This is a genomic window from Leisingera sp. NJS201, assembly GCF_004535885.1.
Lineage (GTDB): Bacteria > Pseudomonadota > Alphaproteobacteria > Rhodobacterales > Rhodobacteraceae > Leisingera.
In genome coordinates this window covers 1,677,702-1,695,195 of the sequence record NZ_CP038234.1, presented here as the reverse complement: position 1 = coordinate 1,695,195, position 17,494 = coordinate 1,677,702, and the positions used below count along the sequence as shown (strand labels likewise).

Below are 17,494 nucleotides of genomic sequence, written 5' to 3'. Positions count from 1 at the left end.
CACCATATGAGCGATCTTGCCTTTGACCATGCCCCTGTGGGCCTTGCCGTGCTGGAACGCCGCGTCATCACGCGGTGCAACCTGCAGTTTGCCTCCACCTTCGGCGGAACTCCCGGTGAATATACCGGCATGCCGATTTCAGGGCTGTACCCCAGCCAGGAGGATTTCAACCGTATCGGCACCCTGCTGCAACAGCCCGAGGCGCAAAGCGGCAGTTACAGCGACGAGCGTATCATGCGCCGCCGCGCAGGCGCATTGTTCTGGTGCCGGGTGCGCGGCCGCTCGGTCACGCCGCAGGCGCCGTTTCAGACCGGCATCTGGTCCTTTGCGGACATATCCGAGGACCGCCCGGTGGTCTCGCTTACCCCGCGCGAACGCGAAGTGGCGATCCTCACCTGCAAGGGGCTGTCGGCCAAGGAAATCGGCCAGCAGCTTGATCTGTCCTACCGCACAGTGGAAAGCCACCGGGCGCATCTGCTGCAAAAATTCGCCGCCCGCAAGCTGCCGGAACTGGTGGCCAAACTGACGGGCATGCCGCTGTGAGACAAAATACGGTCCGGCAATTGCAAATCCGATTATCTGCCTCCATGTTACAGCCCGGATCGACGGTGCTTTCCTTGCGGTAATCCTTGCCCTATAAGCGCCCTAATTTCCGGCCCGCCTGCCCTGGCGGGCCTGTCGGAATTGGCTGAGGACAATATGACAAACAAATCTCACGAAGCTGACGTGGCATTCATCAAGGCGCTGGCGGAATTGCTGCGCGAAAACGATCTGACCGAACTGCAGGTCAAGCGGGACTACGGCGACGACGACAGCCTGAATGTGCGTGTCTCCCGCCAGACCGCCATGGCCGCGCCGGTGCAGGTTGCGATGCCTGCCGCCGCTGCTCCGGTTGCAGCCGCTGCCCCTGCCGCCGCCGCAGCCCCCGCAGCCGCCAGCGAAGATCCGGCCAGCCACCCCGGCGCCGTGACATCGCCGATGGTCGGCACCGTCTATCTGCAGGCCGAACCCGGCTCGCCCGCCTTTATCTCTGTTGGCCAGCAGGTCAGCGAAGGCGACACCCTGCTGATCGTCGAGGCCATGAAAACCATGAACCACATTCCGGCGCCGAAATCGGGCACCGTGAAGCGCATTCTGGTTGAAGACGGCGCCGCCGTTGAATTCGGAACCCCCCTGGCCATCATCGAGTAAGGATCTGGCATGTTTGACAAGATCCTGATTGCCAACCGCGGCGAGATCGCCCTGCGCGTGATCCGTGCCTGCCGGGAAATGGGCATCAAATCGGTTGCGGTGCATTCCACTGCGGATGCCGACGCAATGCACGTGCGCATGGCCGATGAATCGGTCTGCATCGGGCCGCCGTCCGGCACCCAAAGCTATCTGTCGATCCCGGCCATCATCTCGGCTGCCGAGATCACCGGCGCCCAGGCGATTCATCCGGGCTACGGCTTCCTGTCGGAAAACGCCAACTTTGTGCAGATCATCGAAGACCACGGGCTGACCTTCATCGGCCCCTCGGCTGCGCATATCCGCACCATGGGCGACAAGATCACCGCCAAGGAAACCGCCCAGAACCTTGGTATTCCGGTTGTTCCGGGATCCGAGGGCGGCGTGCCCGATATTGCCGCAGCCAAGAAAGCCGCAGCAGATATGGGCTATCCGGTGATCATCAAGGCCACCGCCGGCGGCGGCGGCCGCGGCATGAAAGTGGCCCTGAACGAAAAAGAGCTGGCGACCGCCTTCTCCACTGCCCGTTCGGAAGCCAAGGCTGCCTTCGGCAATGACGAAGTCTATATGGAGAAGTACCTCCAGAAACCGCGTCACATCGAAGTACAGGTCTTTGGCGACGGCAAAGGCGTTGGCGTTCACCTGGCCGAGCGCGACTGCTCGCTGCAGCGCCGCCACCAGAAAGTATTCGAGGAGGCTCCCGGCCCCTGCATCACCCCGGAAGAACGCGCCCGCATCGGCAAAATCTGCGCCGACGCTATAGGCAAGATGGGCTATTCCGGCGCAGGCACCGTTGAATTTCTCTATGAAGACGGCGAGTTTTACTTCATCGAGATGAACACCCGCCTGCAGGTGGAGCACCCGGTGACCGAAGCCATCTTCGGTGTCGATCTGGTACGTGAACAGATCCGGGTGGCCGAAGGCTTGCCGATGTCCTTTACCCAGGACGATCTGGAAATCAACGGCCACGCCATCGAGGTCCGGATCAACGCCGAGAAGCTGCCGAATTTTTCGCCCTGCCCGGGCAAGATCACCCAGTACCACGCCCCCGGCGGATTGGGTGTGCGGATGGATTCGGCGCTCTATGACGGCTACTCGATCCCGCCCTATTACGACTCGCTCATTGGCAAGCTGATCGTGCACGGCCGCGACCGGACCGAGGCGCTGGCGCGCCTGAACCGGGCCCTGGGCGAGCTGATCATCGACGGCATCGACACCACCGTGCCGCTGTTCCATGCGCTGCTGCAGGAACAGGATATCCACACCGGCGACTACGGCATTCACTGGCTGGAACGCTGGCTGGAAGAAAACCAGCCCGGATAACTTCAGCGGGGCGCGCCACTGGCCGCGCCCCGTTTTACATTTGCCTGCCTTTTACCGTTATACTGGCCAGCACCATGAGCTTAACTGCGGACCTATTGCTGCACGCCTATTCTGCCGGTGTTTTTCCGATGGCCGAACACCGCGACGACCCCGAGATTTTCTGGGTCGATCCCAAGCGGCGTGGCATTCTGCCGCTGGATGGCTTCCGCATCTCCCGCTCGCTGGCCAAACGGATCCGCAACGGCGGATTTGAGATCACCGTGAACCGGGATTTCGGCGGCGTCGTAGACGGCTGCGCCGACCGGGCCGAGACCTGGATCAACGGGGAAATCCGCGACCGCTACCTGGATCTGCACCTGATGGGCAACGCCCATTCGCTTGAAGTCTGGCAGGACGGCATCCTGGCCGGCGGCACCTATGGCGTCTCTCTGGGCGGCGCCTTTTTTGGCGAAAGCATGTTCTCGCGCCGCCGGGATGCCTCCAAAGTGGCGCTGGCCTATCTGACTGACAGGCTGCGGCAGGCGGGCTACAGGCTGTGCGACACGCAATTCCTGACCGCGCATCTTGCGTCGCTTGGCGGAATTGAGGTTACCCGCGCGCGTTACCGGGCCCTATTGCGCGAGGCCCTGAAAACGGATGCGGATTTTGCCCGGCCAGCTGTGCCCGCACCTCAGCTGCTGCTGCAGCGCATGACCCAGACATCATAGCGGTTGTGGTCCAGCGCGTTGAGTGCCGGGCTGGACGCCACCATCCAGCCCTGGAAATGCATCGCACCATCGTCGGGGTCCCGCACGGTCAGATAGGCAAAGGCATCCCCGGTCGGGTTCTCCGCCGGATAGCGGCAGTCCGACACGGTCACCAGCAGGCCGAACATTTCCGAACTGCCGCCGATCGCCACTTCCGCATCCATGGTATGGCCGTTGACCTTGTCCAGCGCCCTTAGCACCGCAGCACTGCCCTGCGCCGCCGGCTGCTCCTGACCCCAGGCCGGCATGGCCAGCGCACAAGCCATTACTGCCGCGGCAAAGCGCATCAAGAATCGCCCTCGCCGCCGCCGGCGACAAATTTGACCAGCAGCGAAATCAGGCTGACCGCACCCTGGGTGTCCTCGATCTCATCCCCTGCTTCAAAAGCAAAGGGCGAACCGCCGGGCATGATCTCAACAAAGTTACCGCCCAGCAGCCCTTCGGAAGAGATCACCACCGCGCTGTCATCCGGGATTTCGATGCCTTCATTAACAGAGAACATAGTATCTGCGCGGAAGGTTTCCGGGTTCAGGCCGACGCCGGTCACGGTGCCGATCTTGACCCCGGCCAGCCGAACGTCGGTGCCGACACTGACCCCTTCCAGCGAGCGGAAAGACGCGTTCAAGTCATAGGTCGCGCCGCCGCGCGACAGGCCGGCCGCCTGGCCGGCATAGACAGCAAAAGCAACAGCAGCAGCCAGCACGACGCCGCCGGCAAAAACTTCGGTAGGATTGTGGGACATGAAATCAGCCTTCTGGCAGATGTTTTATTCGGGCACCCAGGCCTCATAATCGCGGCGTTCCTTGGGTTCGCCGCCTGCGCGGATCGACCCGGCCGGTGCATAGGCCATCATGGTGCCGGTCAGGTTTTCCTGATGCGGCTTTTCCCAGGCCTTGTGCTTCAAGGGCTTTTCGCTGGGCAGCTCGTCAAAAGTGCGGTGCAGCCAGCCGTGCCAGTCGGGGCTGACGCGCGAGGCTTCAACTTCCCCGTTGAACATCACCCAGCGCTTGCTGTCATCGGCATTGCGGTAGAACACATTGCCCTGATCATCCTCGCCCACCTTGATGCCCTTGCGGGCGGTGAACATCCGGGTGTTCAGGGTGGCGCCGTTCCACCATGTCACAGCGCTCAGAAGTGTGTTCAGGATTCCCATCGGTGCCTCCGGATTTATCCGTTTCTGATATGGCCCAATTTCCCGCCAAGGTCCAGTGGCTTGCGCCCCTCTGGACGGGTCACGGCGGGAATTGGCAGTTTTGCCTGAGGCGCGTTTCCCGCACCTGACAGGATCAGCCTGCCGCTGGGGCCAGCGCCGTCACTTCAATCTCAATGCGGAACTTGGAATCGATCAGGTTGCACTCGATCATTGTTGCCGCAGGCGGGTTGGCGCCAAAGACCTCAGCCAGAACCGGCCAGCAGGGTTCGAACTCCGCCGCATCCGGCAGGTAATAGTTCACCCGCACCACATCGGCAAAGCCAGCGCCCGCCTTCTGCAAGGCACCGCCAATGGTTTCAAGCGCAGATTTGCACTGTGCCACCACATCATCGCCCTGCCCGACGGTGCCTGCCACATGCACGAAGCCGCCAGCCACAACAGCGCGGCAATAGCCGATCTTAGCCTCAAACTCACCGCCTGAAGAAATACGTTTGATCACTGCCCTGCTCCTTCCTCTTGCCCGAAATATCCCGGGGGCGCAGCGGCCCGCCGCTGCGGGGGCAGCGCCCCCCATCCAACCGGCCCCCAAACAGCAAACGGCGCGGATAAAACCGCGCCGTTTGATCTATTGACTAGCCATTCACCCGGCCGAGGCCGGCTCTTTCTCGGCGTCCGCATGGATCATCAGCGGCTGCGCATCCGAGGTCACCGCCTCCTCGTTGACAACCACCTTGGTCACGCTGTCCATGCCCGGCAGATCGAACATGGTATCCAACAGGATATCCTCCATGATCGACCGCAGCCCGCGGGCACCGGTCTTGCGTTCGATTGCTTTCTTGGCAATCGCGCTCAGCGCCTCGTCGGTGAAGTCCAGTTCGGTGTCTTCCAGCTCGAACAGACGCTGGTACTGTTTGACCAGAGCGTTCTTGGGCTGGGTCAGGATTATGACCAGCGCGTCCTCGTCCAGATCTTCCAGCGTTGCCAGAACCGGCAGACGGCCGACAAATTCAGGGATCAGCCCGAATTTCAGCAGATCTTCCGGCTCCAGTTCCTGGAACACTTCGCCGACACCGCGGTCATCGTTGTCGCGCACATCCGCGCCAAAGCCCATCGCAGACCCCTTGCCGCGGGCCGAGATGATCTTGTCCAGCCCGGCAAAAGCACCGCCGCAGATAAACAGGATATTGGTGGTGTCCACCTGCAGGAATTCCTGCTGCGGATGCTTGCGCCCGCCCTGCGGCGGCACCGAGGCAACGGTGCCTTCCATCAGTTTCAACAGCGCCTGCTGCACGCCCTCGCCCGATACGTCGCGGGTGATCGAGGGGTTTTCAGACTTGCGGGTGATCTTGTCGACTTCGTCGATATAGACGATGCCGCGCTGCGCGCGCTCGACGTTGTATTCGGACGACTGCAGCAGCTTCAGGATGATGTTCTCTACATCCTCGCCCACATAACCGGCCTCAGTCAGCGTGGTGGCATCCGCCATGGTGAAGGGCACATCCAGGATCCGCGCCAGCGTCTGCGCCAGCAAGGTCTTGCCGCAACCCGTGGGGCCGATCAGCAGGATGTTGGATTTCGCCAGTTCGATGTCCGACCCGGCCTTTTGGGCGTGGTTCAAACGTTTGTAGTGATTGTGCACCGCAACCGACAGCACCCGCTTGGCGGTGGCCTGACCGATCACATAGTCATCCAGAACCTGGCAGATGTCCTTGGGAGTCGGCACCCCGTCGGTGGCCTTCAGCCCGGAAGCCTTGGTTTCTTCACGGATGATATCCATGCACAGTTCAACGCATTCATCGCAAATGAACACGGTGGGGCCTGCGATCAGCTTGCGCACTTCATGCTGGCTCTTGCCGCAGAAGCTGCAATAGAGGGTGTTTTTGCTGTCGCCGCCTGAATTCGTCGCCATGGTCTACCTTTCAGTCCGCCCGGTCCGCTGCTCCCGCACTGCGGGGCTACTCAACTTTCTGCCAGCTTAAGCGAGTGCTTAGGCCGCCACAATGTGAAAGTGCGCCCCATTTCAAACACGGGGCACACGGCTGTTCACAACGCCAGGCGTTACGCCTGCTCTTCGTCGCCCTTGGCGCGGTTTTCGACGATCTCATCGATCAGGCCGAACTCTTTGGCTTCTTCCGGCGCCATGAAATTGTCCCGCTCCAGCGCGTCGACAATCTTGTCGTATTCCTGGCCGGTGTGCTTGACGTAGATCTCGTTCAGGCGCTTCTTCAGCTTCAGGGTTTCCTCGGCGTGGATCATGATATCGGTCGCCTGGCCCTGGAACCCGCCGGAAGGCTGGTGCACCATCACCCGGGAATTGGGCAGGCTGAACCGCATGCCTTTTTCGCCGGCGGTCAGCAGCAGCGACCCCATCGAGGCCGCCTGGCCGATCACCAGGGTCGAAACCTTGGGTTTGATGTACTGCATGGTGTCATAGATCGACAGGCCGCTCGTCACCACGCCGCCGGGGCTGTTGATGTACATCGAGATTTCCTTGGACGGGTTTTCCGCCTCAAGATGCAGCAGCTGCGCCACGATCAGCGAACTCATCCCGTCATGCACCGGACCATTCAGAAAGATGATCCGCTCCTTCAGCAGGCGGGAAAAAATGTCATAGGCCCGCTCGCCCCGGCTGGTCTGCTCCACCACCATCGGGACCAGGGTATTCATGTATGTTTCTCTGGGATCAATCATTTCGACCTGCCTGCGTTGTTTATGTCCGGCACCATACCCGACAGTGTGTTACCTGAGTCTTAGTATCGCCACTTTTGAGCTGCAAGGGGCGGCGGCCATTTTACGGTGCCGCAAAGCTGCATACCGTGTCGCAATCCGCTGGAACGCTGTCGCTATTCTCGGGCTGCGGCGCCCGGCAGCGCCTTAGGAAACAAACTCAAGTCCGAATTCCACCCGGGGAGGCCAAATCCCGGGTGCCGTGCTGGGGTTCCGCCATGGCTGATGACAGTTTCGTTCAGAAAGGCGCCGCCGCCAATCTCGCCGTTCCCTTCGAAGGCGAGCCGCAGGATTTTTACTTCCTGCTGCTGCCCAAGGCAACAATGCTGCCGGTGGCCGCCGCCATCGAACCTTTGCGCATTGCCAATCAGGTGACCGGCACCCGGCTGTACCGCTGGTATATCATGACCGAAGACGGCCAGCCACTGCATTGCTCCAACGGCATGGTGATCACGCCGGACACACCGCTGCAGCCGCTGCCCTCGGATTCGCTGGGCTTTGTCTGCGCCGGCGTGGAGCCGCAAAATACAGCCAGCGAGGTCACCCTGAACTGGCTGCGCCGCGAAAGCCGCTTTGGCCGCTCCATCGGGGGCATCTGCACTGGTGCCTTTGCCCTGGCCCAGGCCGGGCTGATCAAGAACCACAAATTCACGCTGCACTGGGAAAACCAGCCGGGCTTTCTGGAAAGCTACCCGAATCTGGACCCGTCCCCCAATATCTTTGAAATCTCCGGCCCGCTGATGACCTGTGGCGGCGGCAATGCGGCCACCGACATGATGCTGCACCTGATCGAGGAACGCCACGGCAAGCAGCTGGCGATCATTGTCGCTGACATGTGCCTGCATGTGCGCTCCGGCGGCCAGGCGGCACCGCAGAAATCGAACTATGCGGTGGCCATCGGCAGCCGCAACCAGCGCCTGTTGAACGCGCTGCAGCTGATGCAGGAATCGATTGAGGAGCCGTTGTCGATCGGCGAGCTTTGCGACCGGCTCGACATCTCCCGCCGCCAGCTGGAGCGGCTGTTCTCGCGCTACCTGAACCAAAGCCCGATGCATGTCTATTTCGACATGCGCCTCAGCCACGCCTTTGCCCTGATGAACGAAACCTCGATGAGCGTTACCGAAATTGCCCTGGCCTCGGGTTTCAACTCGGCCACGCATTTCTCACGCCAGTTCAAACGCAAATTCGGCGCCTCCCCGCATTTCTTCCGCAAGGGCTGGAGCTGATACCCGAATTCCGGCGGCCTGTCGTGCCCGGCCACCGGCCAGCGCTGCGGCTTTCTGCACCGCGCGGCTCAATTTCCCGGTTCAGCTATCTGCCGGCGTTCATCTCTCCTGGCCCGGCATTTGCAACCCCACACCCTCTGGTCCGTTTGTGAGGGTTAGCACAATACGCCTAAAATTTGCCGAATTTCCCCTGTAATTGACAACACGCCTGAGAGATTTGGCTTTAGGACAAAAACTCAACAAGGGATTAACGCTGCCGCACTCCTGCAACCGGGTTACCGGTATTTTTCCAGGGCAAGACCGCGCCAAGTCATTCATTGAACACAACTTTCGAATTCAGCACAGCCGGGCGCAGAACCAAGGCGCCAACGCACCATTTTGGATTTTCGCATGACGCATTCTCCGCACCTTCATCTGCCGCATATACAGGAAATGGATACCGGCAGACTCCGGGCGTTCCGTATCTCTGCCTGTGTGGCGCTGCCGCTTTTGCTTGCCGTGTCCGCCGGAAATCTGCTGGATCCGATTATCCGGTTTGACGATTACCCCGCTCTGCTGGCCAGGCCCGATGGGTTCTGGCCGAAAACCCTTCATGAAGGGCGATGGCTGAATTACCTGTGGCATCTGCGCGGAATTGTAACACCGCCCTGGCTGAACTTCGCCCTGTTCCAGGTGCTGTGGGCGTTGACTGCAGCCGCCATTGCAGCCACGGCAACCAAAGACAATGACCGTGCCTGGTTCACTATTGCCCTCACCCTGGCCCTGCTGCCGGCCCCGCCTGTCTTTTTGATGGCAGGCTGGTCCAGCACCGTCATTCCGGGTTTTGCAGTGCTGGCGCTCTACGGGTTTCTTGCGCTCACCCTGCGCCAAGCCACGCTGCGGCTGCTGCTGCCGCCGTTTACCCTGCTGGCCTTTACCGCCTACACAACCTTTCCGCTCATCCTGTTTGCGATCTGCCTGATCAGCACGCAGCAGCGCTCTTTTCGTGACCTTGCGGGGCTGGTGGTCTTGTTCGGGCTCAGCTTTGCAGGCGCGGTGCTGGCGGTCTATACGTTGAACTGGCAGGTGCACGGAGTGTTCGGCATCCCGCTGGCTCCGGCGCGCAGCCCGGACCCGGCGCATGACCTGGCCGGGTTCTGGTCCCATCTGCCGCAGCTGCGGGCGACGGTTTCAGTTCTCCTGGACAAGCTGAGCTTTCAGTCCGCCCCGGTTCTGCTGTTTCACGCCGGCATGCTGACAGCGGCCACTGCCGTGCTGCTGCGCCGGCAGCCGATGGAGACCCTGTACATCTGGGTTGCCTTATGGGCGGGCATGGCACTGATGACCCTTCAGGTTCTCAAGCTTGGGGTGACCATTCCGGCCCGCGCCTTTCATTTCACCTGGATCATCTATGCTGTGATGATAGTCAGGGCAGCACAGGAGCTGAGCCGCAAGCCTGGCCTGCCGGGCCGGCTGGCGCGCAATGCTGTGCTGCTGGTTGCCGCCAGTTATCTTGTGCAGACTGCCGTGCAATTCACCCGCTTTCGCGACTGGCAAGTTGAAACCCGCGCAATGGCTGCTGCCATCGCAGTCAGCCCAAAGCCGGTATTTATCACCGGAGATATTCTGAATTACCCCTCTGCCGCCAAAGCCGGCCTGCACATGTCCAGCAGTCTTGCAAACCGTCTTGAACTGCTGACTGGGCGCGCTGTCATCCTTTGCCAGGCGGCCCCTCAGACCTGCGCGGATCTGCCCGAAAGCCTGCGCCGGCCTGCCGCAGAACGAACACCGAAGGCCCGGCTTGAAGACATCACGGGTGCAATGGTCCTGGTGTTCCCGCCTCTCCCATAAGGGGACCGGCTGCCGGGCACATGCCGGGCACTAAAAAAGGGGCGCTAGCGGCGCCCCTCTCTGCTGCAGCCTTTAGGGCCGCTGTTACTGCGAATAGGATTGCAAATAGGCGATCACGGCTTCGATCTCGCTCTCTTTCTTCAGCCCGGCAAAGGACATCTTGGTGCCTTTCATGTATTTTCGGGGCTTGGCCAGAAAGGCCGACAGCTCGGCCTCATCCCAGACCAGCCCGCCATCAGCCGCGGACTTCATCGCCTTGGAGTAGCGGAACCCTTCCGCATGGCCGGCCGGGGCGCCGATGATACCGTTCAGAACGGGCCCGGTCTTCGGCTTGGCACCGTCCCCGACCTGATGGCAGGCCTTGCACTTCTTAAAGGTCTTCTCGCCTTTGGCGACCAGTTCAGGATCCGGAACTGCCGCTACTTCAACAGCGTCTTCCATCACTGGCTGCGCGGCGGCCTCCGGCAGTGGCGCAGTTTCTTCAGGTGTATTGGCGCTGTCCTCATCCGGCGTCACATCCAGCACCAAGGCCCGCATGGTGATCTCCACGCTGTCCTTGCAATTTTCCATGCAAGGTTCCGGGTTCCAGAAGTGCTTTTCTGCCTCCAACCTGTCATCCGGAATGAAGCCGCCGGCATTCGGCAGTTCAACATCCTTAAACGTTTCATTCGACAGCACGAACTCATCATCCACCAGATCGTTGGAATAAAGAATGTATGCCACAATGGCATAGACTTCATCCGCACTCAGCGACTGCGCATCGCCAAAGGGCATCGAACGGTTCACATAATCCCAGGTGGTAGACAGATACGGCCAGTAGCTGCCGACTGTTTTCAACGGATCGTCATGGTCCAGTGTATCCTGCCCGCCTGCCAGCTTGGGCCAGTTACCGACCCCTTCGGCAAAATCGCCATGGCAGACAGCGCATTTCCCGGCAAAGACTTCCTCGCCGGTGAGCACATCGCCTGACCCTTCCGGCAGGCCGGTGCCGTCAGGGGCAACGTCCAGATCCCAGGCAGCGATTTCCTCCGGCATGGCGGGACGGCCCAGGCCAAAACCCTCTGCATAAACCGGAACCGCCAAAGCCGCTGCAACGGCTGTTGCTGTGATAAACTTAGGAAACTTCGACATTTTCCGCCTCCCCGCTTGCCTTGACCCACCAGGTCTGGATGGCGTTGTTGTGATAGATCGAATTCAGCCCCCGCACTTCGCGCAGCTGCGCCTTGGTCGGCTGCACATAGCCCGAGGAATCCCTGGCCCGGCTCTGCAACAGCATTTCCGACCCATCCCAGATTGTATCCAGATAGAACCGCGTCAGCGCCCTGTCGGTGCCGGGTGCGGCCAGCCGTGCCTCAGCCCAGGTCTTGCCGCCGTCAACCGACACATCCACGCCGGTAACCGCCCCGCGCCCGGACCAGGCCAGGCCGGTGATCACCAGCGGTCCCGTGCCATGTTTGATCGGCGCCTGCGGGCTGGGGCTGGTGACAACAGATTTTGCATCCATCTCCCACGTCCACTTGCGGCTGACACCATCAGCCAGCGTGTCGGTGTATTTCGAGGTTTCCTCGCGGCTTTCAATCGCCTGATCCGTCACCTCGATCCGGCGCAGCCATTTGATCCACATGTTGCCTTCCCAGCCCGGCACCACCAGACGCACCGGATAGCCATGCTCCTTGCGCAGCGCCTCGCCATTGGCCTTGAAGGCGACCAGCACGTCATCCATCGCCTTTTCCAGCGGGATTGAACGCCCGTTTGAGGACGCATCCGCGCCTTCCACATAGACCCATTTGCCCTCTGGCTTAACCCCGGCTTCCTCCAGCAATGTCCGCAGAGACACGCCGGAATACTCCATGTTGTGGATCATGCCATGGGTGAACTGCGCGCCGTTCAGCTGGGCGCCGGCCCACTCCATGCCGGAATTCGCCGCGCATTCGCAGAAATACACGCGGTTTTCGCGCGGGAACCGCTCCAGATCCGCGTAAGTGAACACCAGCGGCGTATCGACCAGCCCGTTGATCATCAACCGGTAATCTTCTTTGCGCAGCTCGATGGCGCCTGAATGATGCCGCTCAAACGCACAGCCCTGCGGCGTGATCGTGCCGTCCAGCGCGTGGATCGGCGTGAAGTTGATTGAGCTGATGGTATCCGCCGTCAGCCATTCCACATTGCGGCGCACCACATCGCTTTCATACTGGATCGGCAGCCCATAGGGCGTGGCATCAACCCCCTCGCCCAGGCCAGAAGCCCACTCCTGCACCTCGGTAATCAGCGGATCGGGGGTTGCGGCCTGAGCAGCCCCTGCTGCCACCGCGCCTGCCCCGGCAGCCGCTGCCCCGGTCAGGAACTGGCGGCGCGAGGGCGCCAGGCTCTTGGCATCATCACTCATGTCTCTTTGCCTCCTTACATAGATAAATTCACGTTCGTGAATTCAACTGCGCAAATTTTTTTGTCTTAACCCCGCCGGGGCGGGTTTTATCTGCCCCGGCCGGGCGGGCGCTGTTAAGCGCCAGCCACCTGCACCGAGGTATTCGGGTTCAAGCTCACGGTGCCCAGCTTGCGGATATGGTCCTCGACCACATCCCAGATCATCGGCCCTTCGGTGCCCTCGTTCACACTGGCCCAGCCGGCCACCACATAAGACTTTGCCGGATCAATCGCCTCGCCATTCTTCAGCAGAGTCATATCCGTGATCCGCTCGCCCTGCGGCTTGGTGATGTCGATGCGGTAGCCCATGCCGCCGATCCGCACCATGTCGCCGCCCTGCTGATAGTAGGGATCGGGGTTGAAGATGTTATCGGCCACATCCTCAAGAATCACCTTGATGAATTCGCCGGTCATCTCGGACCGGTAGGCCGCGCCATAAGACATCGAAGTCACGTTCCAGATATCCTCGCGGGTGATGTCGTCGCCCGGCACCAGCGACGGACCCCAGCGCACACCGGGTGACATGGCGATATCCGCCTCCCGCTCGCTCAGCAGCGCGTCGCAGATCAGGTCGTCCCAGGTGCCGTTGAAATTGCCGCGGCGATACAGCAGCGTATCGGTCTTGCCGATCACCTCCGCCAGCTGCGCTTTGAAGGGCGCGCGTTCCGCATCAATCAGCTGCGCCACCGCCGGGTCCGGAGCAATCACGTCGGAAAACACCGGGATCAGCTTGTGCCGCAGCCCCATCAGCTGGCCGTCCCGCACATCCAGATCGACGCGGGAGACGAATTTGCCGTTGGAACCAGAGGCAATGATATGGGTCTTGCCCACCAGTACCGGCTCGGGCAGCGCATCATGGGTATGCCCCGACAGGATCACGTCGATGCCCTGCACCTTGCCTGCCATTTTCTTGTCGACGTCAAAACCGTTGTGGCTGAGGACCACCACCAGATCGGCTCCGGCAGCGCGGACCTCATCCACCATGGCCTGCATGTTCTCGTCACGGATACCGAATGAATACTCCGGGAACATCCAGCCCGGATTGGCAATCGGCATATAGGGGAAGGCCTGGCCGATCACCGCCACCTTGGCGCCGCCGCGTTCAAAGAACTTGTAAGGTTTGAACAGCTCGGCCGGCTCGTCCCATTCGGCGTCAAAAATGTTCTGGCCAAGGGCGGCAAAGGGCAGCCCCTCGACGATCTCATTCACCCGCTCGGACCCCAGGGTGAACTCCCAGTGAAAGGTCATCGCATCCGGCTTCAACGCGTTCATCACGTTGACCATGTCCTGGCCGGCCGTGTGATGGCAGGTGTAGGAGCCGTGCCAGGTGTCGCCGCCGTCAAACAGCAACGCATCGGGGCGGTCGGCACGGATCGCATTGATGATCGTCGCCATCCGGTCCAGCCCGCCAACCCGGCCATAGCCCTGCGCCAGCGACGAGAAATCATCATAAGTCAGCGCATAGGCCGAAGGGCTGCCGTCCGCAATGCCATAAGCCTTGCGGAAATCGGCGCCGGTGATATGCGGCACGTGGCCCTTGTTGGCGCCAACACCCAGATTGACCGACGGCTCGCGGAAATGGACCGGCTTCAATTGCCCATGAATATCGGTCACATGGATCAGGCTGATGTTGCCAAAACTGTCGAACTGCAACAGTTGCTCCTGGCTCAGCGATTGCTGCGCAGCCAGCCGCGCCCAATTGCCAAAGCCTGACGCCCCCACCATGGCCGATGCCGCCATGGAAACCTGCAGAAAATCGCGGCGCGAAATCATGAGTACCGGTATCCTGTTTGCTCACGCTATATATTCACGTGAATGAATGTTTCAAAAGAGAGACGCCCCGCTCCTGACCGCAGGAACGGGGCGCAAAGATCAGTTGCGGACAGAAGGCGCTTCGACCGACAGCCCGTTGCCGCGCGACGCGACATACAGCTCCAGCGCCACAAATTCCGCGGAACCGGGTTTGTAGGTCTCGGCGCGGGTGTCACGGATGCAGCCCTTGAAACGCGCATGTGCCGTGTTCAGCTTGGTGTTCTTCAAGCGGTACACCGGAAAGCCGTTGATCTGGCCCTGGCTCAGATGATCGGCGCGGATCATGTTGCCATAGTTGTCTTCGTGGCAATTGGCGCAAGACAGCTCCAGCTGGCCGGTGCGGGTGTAATACATCTCTTTGCCCTGTTCCCAGGTGGACTGGGCCGGGCCGTCGATCGCCACATTCACCGGCATCCCGCGCGACTGCACGGAAATCAGCGCTTCCATCGCCGCCATCTTGCCGCCGGAGTATTTCCACTTCTCGGCGCCCATCTGGTTTTCGCGGCAATCGTTGATCTGCATGTTCAGGGTGCGGACCTCGCCGGCGGCTTCGTTCCACTTCGGGTAAACCGCGCGAACGCCAGCCATGCTTTCCTCGGCATCATCGTGGCAGGACGCACAGGACTTGCCTTCGGACCCCTCGACGGTGCTCCAAGTGTCAATCGCCTGATCGACAAAGATCATCGCCGGGTTCTCGAAATCATCCATCTGCAGCGACTGGGTTTCATCCTTGCGGAAGTGCCAGCCCGACATCACCTCATCCATCGCATCCGCGATATGCGCAGGCGCTGCGGTCTTGGTGACCATCTCGATCTCTTCGTTGACCACCAGCGTGTCGTCGTCGGGGCCTGCGCTCGCGGCCATCGGCAGCGCCAGCACGGCGGCAATTGCTGTGATTGCCTTCTTGTTCATTCCCTGTCCTCCCTTGGGTGCCTGCCCTGACCGGTTCACACCGGACAGGACGCGTGCCTGAAGATCCGGAACGGATCAGCCGATGGCGATATTCTTCTTGGTGTCATAGACGGCGCCGTCGTCGTCATACCAGGTGAAGACAAACTCACCGGCCTCGGGCACGGTCGCGTCGAATTCAAAATACGGGTTGGTCGAGATCGCAGGCTCCATCGCCACGTCCAGCACCATCGCACCGTTGAATTCGCAGGTGAAGCGGTTGATGATCGAGCGCGGGATCAGGTTGCCTTCCTTGTCCTTGCGCTGGCCGCTTTCCATCTTGTGGCTGATCAGGGTCTTGATGGTGACCGCCTCGCCGGCGGCAGCTTTTTTCGGGACCTTGACGCGGGGTTTAACACCGGATGCCATGTCTTTAATTCTCCTTAAGAATTCCGTTCAGGGAGCGGGCAGCCTCAGCCGCCGCAGCCGCCGATGGTCACTTTGACGGTGGCGCTGGCCTTGGTGAATGTGCCGTCGGCCATCTTGGCAATCGCAACCACATCCTGGGTACCCGCCAGGCGGATCCGGGTCGAGGCCGACTGCGCCGCCGCACCGGGGCCGAAATTGAACGTCGCCACACCCGGTTCCGGGTTGCCGGTCGCCAGCACCAGGATCGCGGTGGCGCCTTCGGCGGCCACGGACACCGGAACGGTATTGCCGTTTTCAGCGATTTCCGGCGCGGTCAGGGTTACACCGCCCTCGGCGATATCCGCACCGCCGGTAAAGGCGGCAATCCGGTCGTCCGCCGCCGCACTCACACGGAACGGCAGCACGGTCACCATGGCAGCGCCCAGGCCCATCGCCAGGGTCTCACGGCGTGAGAACTCCATCATATCTCTCCTTTGAATTCACATCAGGCCGCAGGGCACACAAGGCCCCGCCCGCGCCTTACTCTTCTTTCAGCGTCGCAAGGAATGCGACCACATCTTCAATCTCCTGCGCCGTCAGGATCGGCGGCAGCGGCTCGGTCCCGGCATCGCCGGTATAGGCATCGCCCGGGCGGATAAAGCCATCGACCTTGTAAAAGGCCGGCATCATGGTGCCCTCAAACGTCATCTTGGCGTTGGCCACCAGCCCGCGCAGCTCTTCCGCGGTCCAGCGGTCGCCCGCACCATCCAGCGACGGGCCGATTTCACCGTGGAACGGCACATCCGCCAGCGCTGTCAGCTGGTGGCAGGCCACGCAGTTGCCCTTGGACTTGGTGCCGGCCACCAGCGCGCCGTTCACGGCATCGCCCGCAACACCCGTCAGCGACGCGGCCACTTGGCCGTCCTCGCCATACTGCACCGCTTTCGGAGCAACCTCCCCGGCCCAAACCGCACTTCCGGCCAGGCTCAGCACCAGTGTCAGAGATGTAAGCTTCATGTATCCTCCCAATGGCTGCCGCATCTGAGTGCGGTTGCTTAGCTGCTGCATACCGTAGGGCACCGCCGGCCCAATACGCAACAACAAATTCATTATTGTGAATTTTTCCAAATTATGCGCCAGACCCCTAGTCCGCAGACCCATTATTGCGCTCGCGAATCCGGCGCGCGTGATACCGCTGGAAATCTTCCCCGTTATCAAGCGCATATCGCTTTTCGTTGACCCATGTAAACATGTCCAGCGTGGTTCCGCCGCCAAATGCGCCCGGCATCATTGCAACCGCCGCTTCGGTGGCTGTGACGTTTTCGCCCACTTCCTCCGGCAGGAACAGAATCGTCGGCGTGAACAACACGCCCCATTTGCGCGCCATGTCCTTTTCCGCCAGCGCCTCGCCGTCGAAATCGGTAACCTCCACATCGCCGTATAAATTCAGCTGCACGACAAAGAAATTCTCTTCAATGTACTGGCTGATTTCCGGGCGGGGAAAGACCTCCTCATGCATCTTGGTGCAATAGATGCAGCCGCGCTGCTCGAAAATCAGCGCCAGCCGCTTGCCCTCGCCATTGGCCTCCTCCAGATCCTCGCGCAGGTCCTTGAATGTGTCCCGCATCCAGGCCGTTTTATGCAGCCCGTCATCGCCCAGGTCCGCCGCCGCCAAAGGCGTGGCCAGGGTCATTAAAATTAACGCTTTCGCAATATTTTTCAGCATGTTG

General features: G+C 61.0%; 20 protein-coding genes. 6 read left to right on the top strand and 14 right to left on the bottom strand.

Annotated features, from left to right (window positions below; translation table 11 throughout):
- Positions 1–6 precede the first annotated feature (6 nt).
- The 4 genes from ETW23_RS08415 to aat all read left to right on the top strand — a co-directional run bounded on the left by ETW23_RS08415 (position 7) and on the right by aat (position 3,257).
- The gene (locus ETW23_RS08415) at positions 7–543 is read left to right on the top strand and encodes a LuxR C-terminal-related transcriptional regulator (RefSeq protein WP_134829731.1); all 537 of its coding nucleotides are present in this window, start codon (positions 7–9) and stop codon (positions 541–543) included.
- A gap of 156 nt (positions 544–699) precedes the next feature.
- Positions 700–1,191, top strand: coding sequence for an acetyl-CoA carboxylase biotin carboxyl carrier protein (accB, locus tag ETW23_RS08410; protein ID WP_129370632.1), 492 nt, complete (start codon positions 700–702; stop codon positions 1,189–1,191).
- A gap of 9 nt (positions 1,192–1,200) precedes the next feature.
- Positions 1,201–2,550, top strand: coding sequence for an acetyl-CoA carboxylase biotin carboxylase subunit (accC, locus tag ETW23_RS08405; protein ID WP_134829730.1), 1,350 nt, complete (start codon positions 1,201–1,203; stop codon positions 2,548–2,550).
- 74 nt (positions 2,551–2,624) lie between these two features.
- Positions 2,625–3,257, top strand: a complete 633-nt coding sequence (aat, locus tag ETW23_RS08400) for a leucyl/phenylalanyl-tRNA--protein transferase (protein ID WP_129370630.1) — start codon at positions 2,625–2,627, stop codon at positions 3,255–3,257.
- Here aat and ETW23_RS08395 read toward each other — a convergent pair.
- From ETW23_RS08395 to ETW23_RS08370, 6 genes are all read right to left on the bottom strand, one after another.
- Entirely contained in the window at positions 3,221–3,583 is a 363-nt protein-coding gene (locus tag ETW23_RS08395; protein ID WP_129370629.1) for a DUF2155 domain-containing protein, read from the bottom strand. The genes aat and ETW23_RS08395 overlap by 37 nt on opposite strands.
- Positions 3,583–4,038, bottom strand: a complete 456-nt coding sequence (gene mlaD, locus ETW23_RS08390) for an outer membrane lipid asymmetry maintenance protein MlaD (RefSeq protein WP_129370628.1) — start codon at positions 4,036–4,038, stop codon at positions 3,583–3,585. The genes ETW23_RS08395 and mlaD overlap by 1 nt, the downstream gene beginning before the upstream one ends.
- Positions 4,039–4,062: 24 nt before the next feature.
- Positions 4,063–4,449, bottom strand: coding sequence for an NADH:ubiquinone oxidoreductase subunit NDUFA12 (locus ETW23_RS08385; RefSeq protein WP_129370627.1), 387 nt, complete (start codon positions 4,447–4,449; stop codon positions 4,063–4,065).
- Positions 4,450–4,582: 133 nt separating this feature from the next.
- On the bottom strand, positions 4,583–4,948 hold the full coding sequence (locus ETW23_RS08380) for a RidA family protein (RefSeq protein WP_134829729.1): 366 nt from the start codon (positions 4,946–4,948) through the stop codon (positions 4,583–4,585).
- 141 nt (positions 4,949–5,089) lie between these two features.
- The gene (gene clpX, locus ETW23_RS08375; protein ID WP_129370625.1) at positions 5,090–6,358 is read right to left on the bottom strand and encodes an ATP-dependent Clp protease ATP-binding subunit ClpX; all 1,269 of its coding nucleotides are present in this window, start codon (positions 6,356–6,358) and stop codon (positions 5,090–5,092) included.
- 149 nt (positions 6,359–6,507) lie between these two features.
- Positions 6,508–7,140, bottom strand: a complete 633-nt coding sequence (locus tag ETW23_RS08370; RefSeq protein WP_129370624.1) for an ATP-dependent Clp protease proteolytic subunit — start codon at positions 7,138–7,140, stop codon at positions 6,508–6,510.
- 254 nt (positions 7,141–7,394) lie between these two features.
- Here ETW23_RS08370 and ETW23_RS08365 point away from each other — a divergent pair, with 254 nt between their 5' ends.
- Both ETW23_RS08365 and ETW23_RS08360 read left to right on the top strand, forming a co-directional pair.
- Complete coding sequence (locus tag ETW23_RS08365) at positions 7,395–8,402, top strand: GlxA family transcriptional regulator (protein WP_134829728.1); 1,008 nt, start codon at positions 7,395–7,397, stop codon at positions 8,400–8,402.
- Positions 8,403–8,792: 390 nt separating this feature from the next.
- Entirely contained in the window at positions 8,793–10,232 is a 1,440-nt protein-coding gene (locus tag ETW23_RS08360; protein WP_134829727.1) for a hypothetical protein, read from the top strand.
- Between the two features lie 84 nt (positions 10,233–10,316).
- Here the strand turns inward: ETW23_RS08360 and ETW23_RS08355 are convergent, their stop codons facing one another.
- From ETW23_RS08355 to ETW23_RS08320, 8 genes are all read right to left on the bottom strand, one after another.
- Complete coding sequence (locus ETW23_RS08355; protein ID WP_134829726.1) at positions 10,317–11,363, bottom strand: c-type cytochrome; 1,047 nt, start codon at positions 11,361–11,363, stop codon at positions 10,317–10,319.
- Complete coding sequence (soxC, locus tag ETW23_RS08350; protein ID WP_134829725.1) at positions 11,347–12,618, bottom strand: sulfite dehydrogenase; 1,272 nt, start codon at positions 12,616–12,618, stop codon at positions 11,347–11,349. Before soxC ends, ETW23_RS08355 begins: the two co-directional genes overlap by 17 nt.
- A 113-nt stretch (positions 12,619–12,731) precedes the next feature.
- Positions 12,732–14,429, bottom strand: a complete 1,698-nt coding sequence (gene soxB / locus ETW23_RS08345) for a thiosulfohydrolase SoxB (protein WP_134829724.1) — start codon at positions 14,427–14,429, stop codon at positions 12,732–12,734.
- Between the two features lie 99 nt (positions 14,430–14,528).
- A complete protein-coding gene (gene soxA / locus ETW23_RS08340; protein ID WP_129370618.1) occupies positions 14,529–15,380 on the bottom strand; it encodes a sulfur oxidation c-type cytochrome SoxA in 852 nt (283 codons plus the stop codon).
- Positions 15,381–15,455: 75 nt separating this feature from the next.
- A complete protein-coding gene (gene soxZ / locus ETW23_RS08335) occupies positions 15,456–15,785 on the bottom strand; it encodes a thiosulfate oxidation carrier complex protein SoxZ (protein ID WP_027259276.1) in 330 nt (109 codons plus the stop codon).
- Positions 15,786–15,829: 44 nt separating this feature from the next.
- Positions 15,830–16,246: a thiosulfate oxidation carrier protein SoxY gene (soxY, locus tag ETW23_RS08330; protein ID WP_129370616.1), complete on the bottom strand. Its 417-nt coding sequence runs from the start codon at positions 16,244–16,246 to the stop codon at positions 15,830–15,832.
- Between the two features lie 58 nt (positions 16,247–16,304).
- Positions 16,305–16,781, bottom strand: coding sequence for a sulfur oxidation c-type cytochrome SoxX (soxX, locus tag ETW23_RS08325; RefSeq protein WP_134829723.1), 477 nt, complete (start codon positions 16,779–16,781; stop codon positions 16,305–16,307).
- Between the two features lie 127 nt (positions 16,782–16,908).
- The gene (locus ETW23_RS08320) at positions 16,909–17,457 is read right to left on the bottom strand and encodes a thioredoxin family protein (RefSeq protein ID WP_205877411.1); all 549 of its coding nucleotides are present in this window, start codon (positions 17,455–17,457) and stop codon (positions 16,909–16,911) included.
- Positions 17,458–17,494: the final 37 nt, after the last annotated feature.

Coding starts and splice junctions, on each gene's coding strand:
- ETW23_RS08415 (WP_134829731.1), top strand. CDS start 7: ATGAGCGATCTTGCCTTTGACCATGCCCCTGTGGGCCTTGCCGTGCTG.
- accB (WP_129370632.1), top strand. CDS start 700: ATGACAAACAAATCTCACGAAGCTGACGTGGCATTCATCAAGGCGCTG.
- accC (WP_134829730.1), top strand. CDS start 1,201: ATGTTTGACAAGATCCTGATTGCCAACCGCGGCGAGATCGCCCTGCGC.
- aat (WP_129370630.1), top strand. CDS start 2,625: ATGAGCTTAACTGCGGACCTATTGCTGCACGCCTATTCTGCCGGTGTT.
- ETW23_RS08395 (WP_129370629.1), bottom strand. CDS start 3,583: ATGCGCTTTGCCGCGGCAGTAATGGCTTGTGCGCTGGCCATGCCGGCC.
- mlaD (WP_129370628.1), bottom strand. CDS start 4,038: ATGTCCCACAATCCTACCGAAGTTTTTGCCGGCGGCGTCGTGCTGGCT.
- ETW23_RS08385 (WP_129370627.1), bottom strand. CDS start 4,449: ATGGGAATCCTGAACACACTTCTGAGCGCTGTGACATGGTGGAACGGC.
- clpX (WP_129370625.1), bottom strand. CDS start 6,358: ATGGCGACGAATTCAGGCGGCGACAGCAAAAACACCCTCTATTGCAGC.
- ETW23_RS08370 (WP_129370624.1), bottom strand. CDS start 7,140: ATGATTGATCCCAGAGAAACATACATGAATACCCTGGTCCCGATGGTG.
- ETW23_RS08365 (WP_134829728.1), top strand. CDS start 7,395: ATGGCTGATGACAGTTTCGTTCAGAAAGGCGCCGCCGCCAATCTCGCC.
- ETW23_RS08360 (WP_134829727.1), top strand. CDS start 8,793: ATGACGCATTCTCCGCACCTTCATCTGCCGCATATACAGGAAATGGAT.
- ETW23_RS08355 (WP_134829726.1), bottom strand. CDS start 11,363: ATGTCGAAGTTTCCTAAGTTTATCACAGCAACAGCCGTTGCAGCGGCT.
- soxC (WP_134829725.1), bottom strand. CDS start 12,618: ATGAGTGATGATGCCAAGAGCCTGGCGCCCTCGCGCCGCCAGTTCCTG.
- soxB (WP_134829724.1), bottom strand. CDS start 14,429: ATGATTTCGCGCCGCGATTTTCTGCAGGTTTCCATGGCGGCATCGGCC.
- soxA (WP_129370618.1), bottom strand. CDS start 15,380: ATGAACAAGAAGGCAATCACAGCAATTGCCGCCGTGCTGGCGCTGCCG.
- soxZ (WP_027259276.1), bottom strand. CDS start 15,785: ATGGCATCCGGTGTTAAACCCCGCGTCAAGGTCCCGAAAAAAGCTGCC.
- soxY (WP_129370616.1), bottom strand. CDS start 16,246: ATGGAGTTCTCACGCCGTGAGACCCTGGCGATGGGCCTGGGCGCTGCC.
- soxX (WP_134829723.1), bottom strand. CDS start 16,781: ATGAAGCTTACATCTCTGACACTGGTGCTGAGCCTGGCCGGAAGTGCG.
- ETW23_RS08320 (WP_205877411.1), bottom strand. CDS start 17,457: ATGACCCTGGCCACGCCTTTGGCGGCGGCGGACCTGGGCGATGACGGG.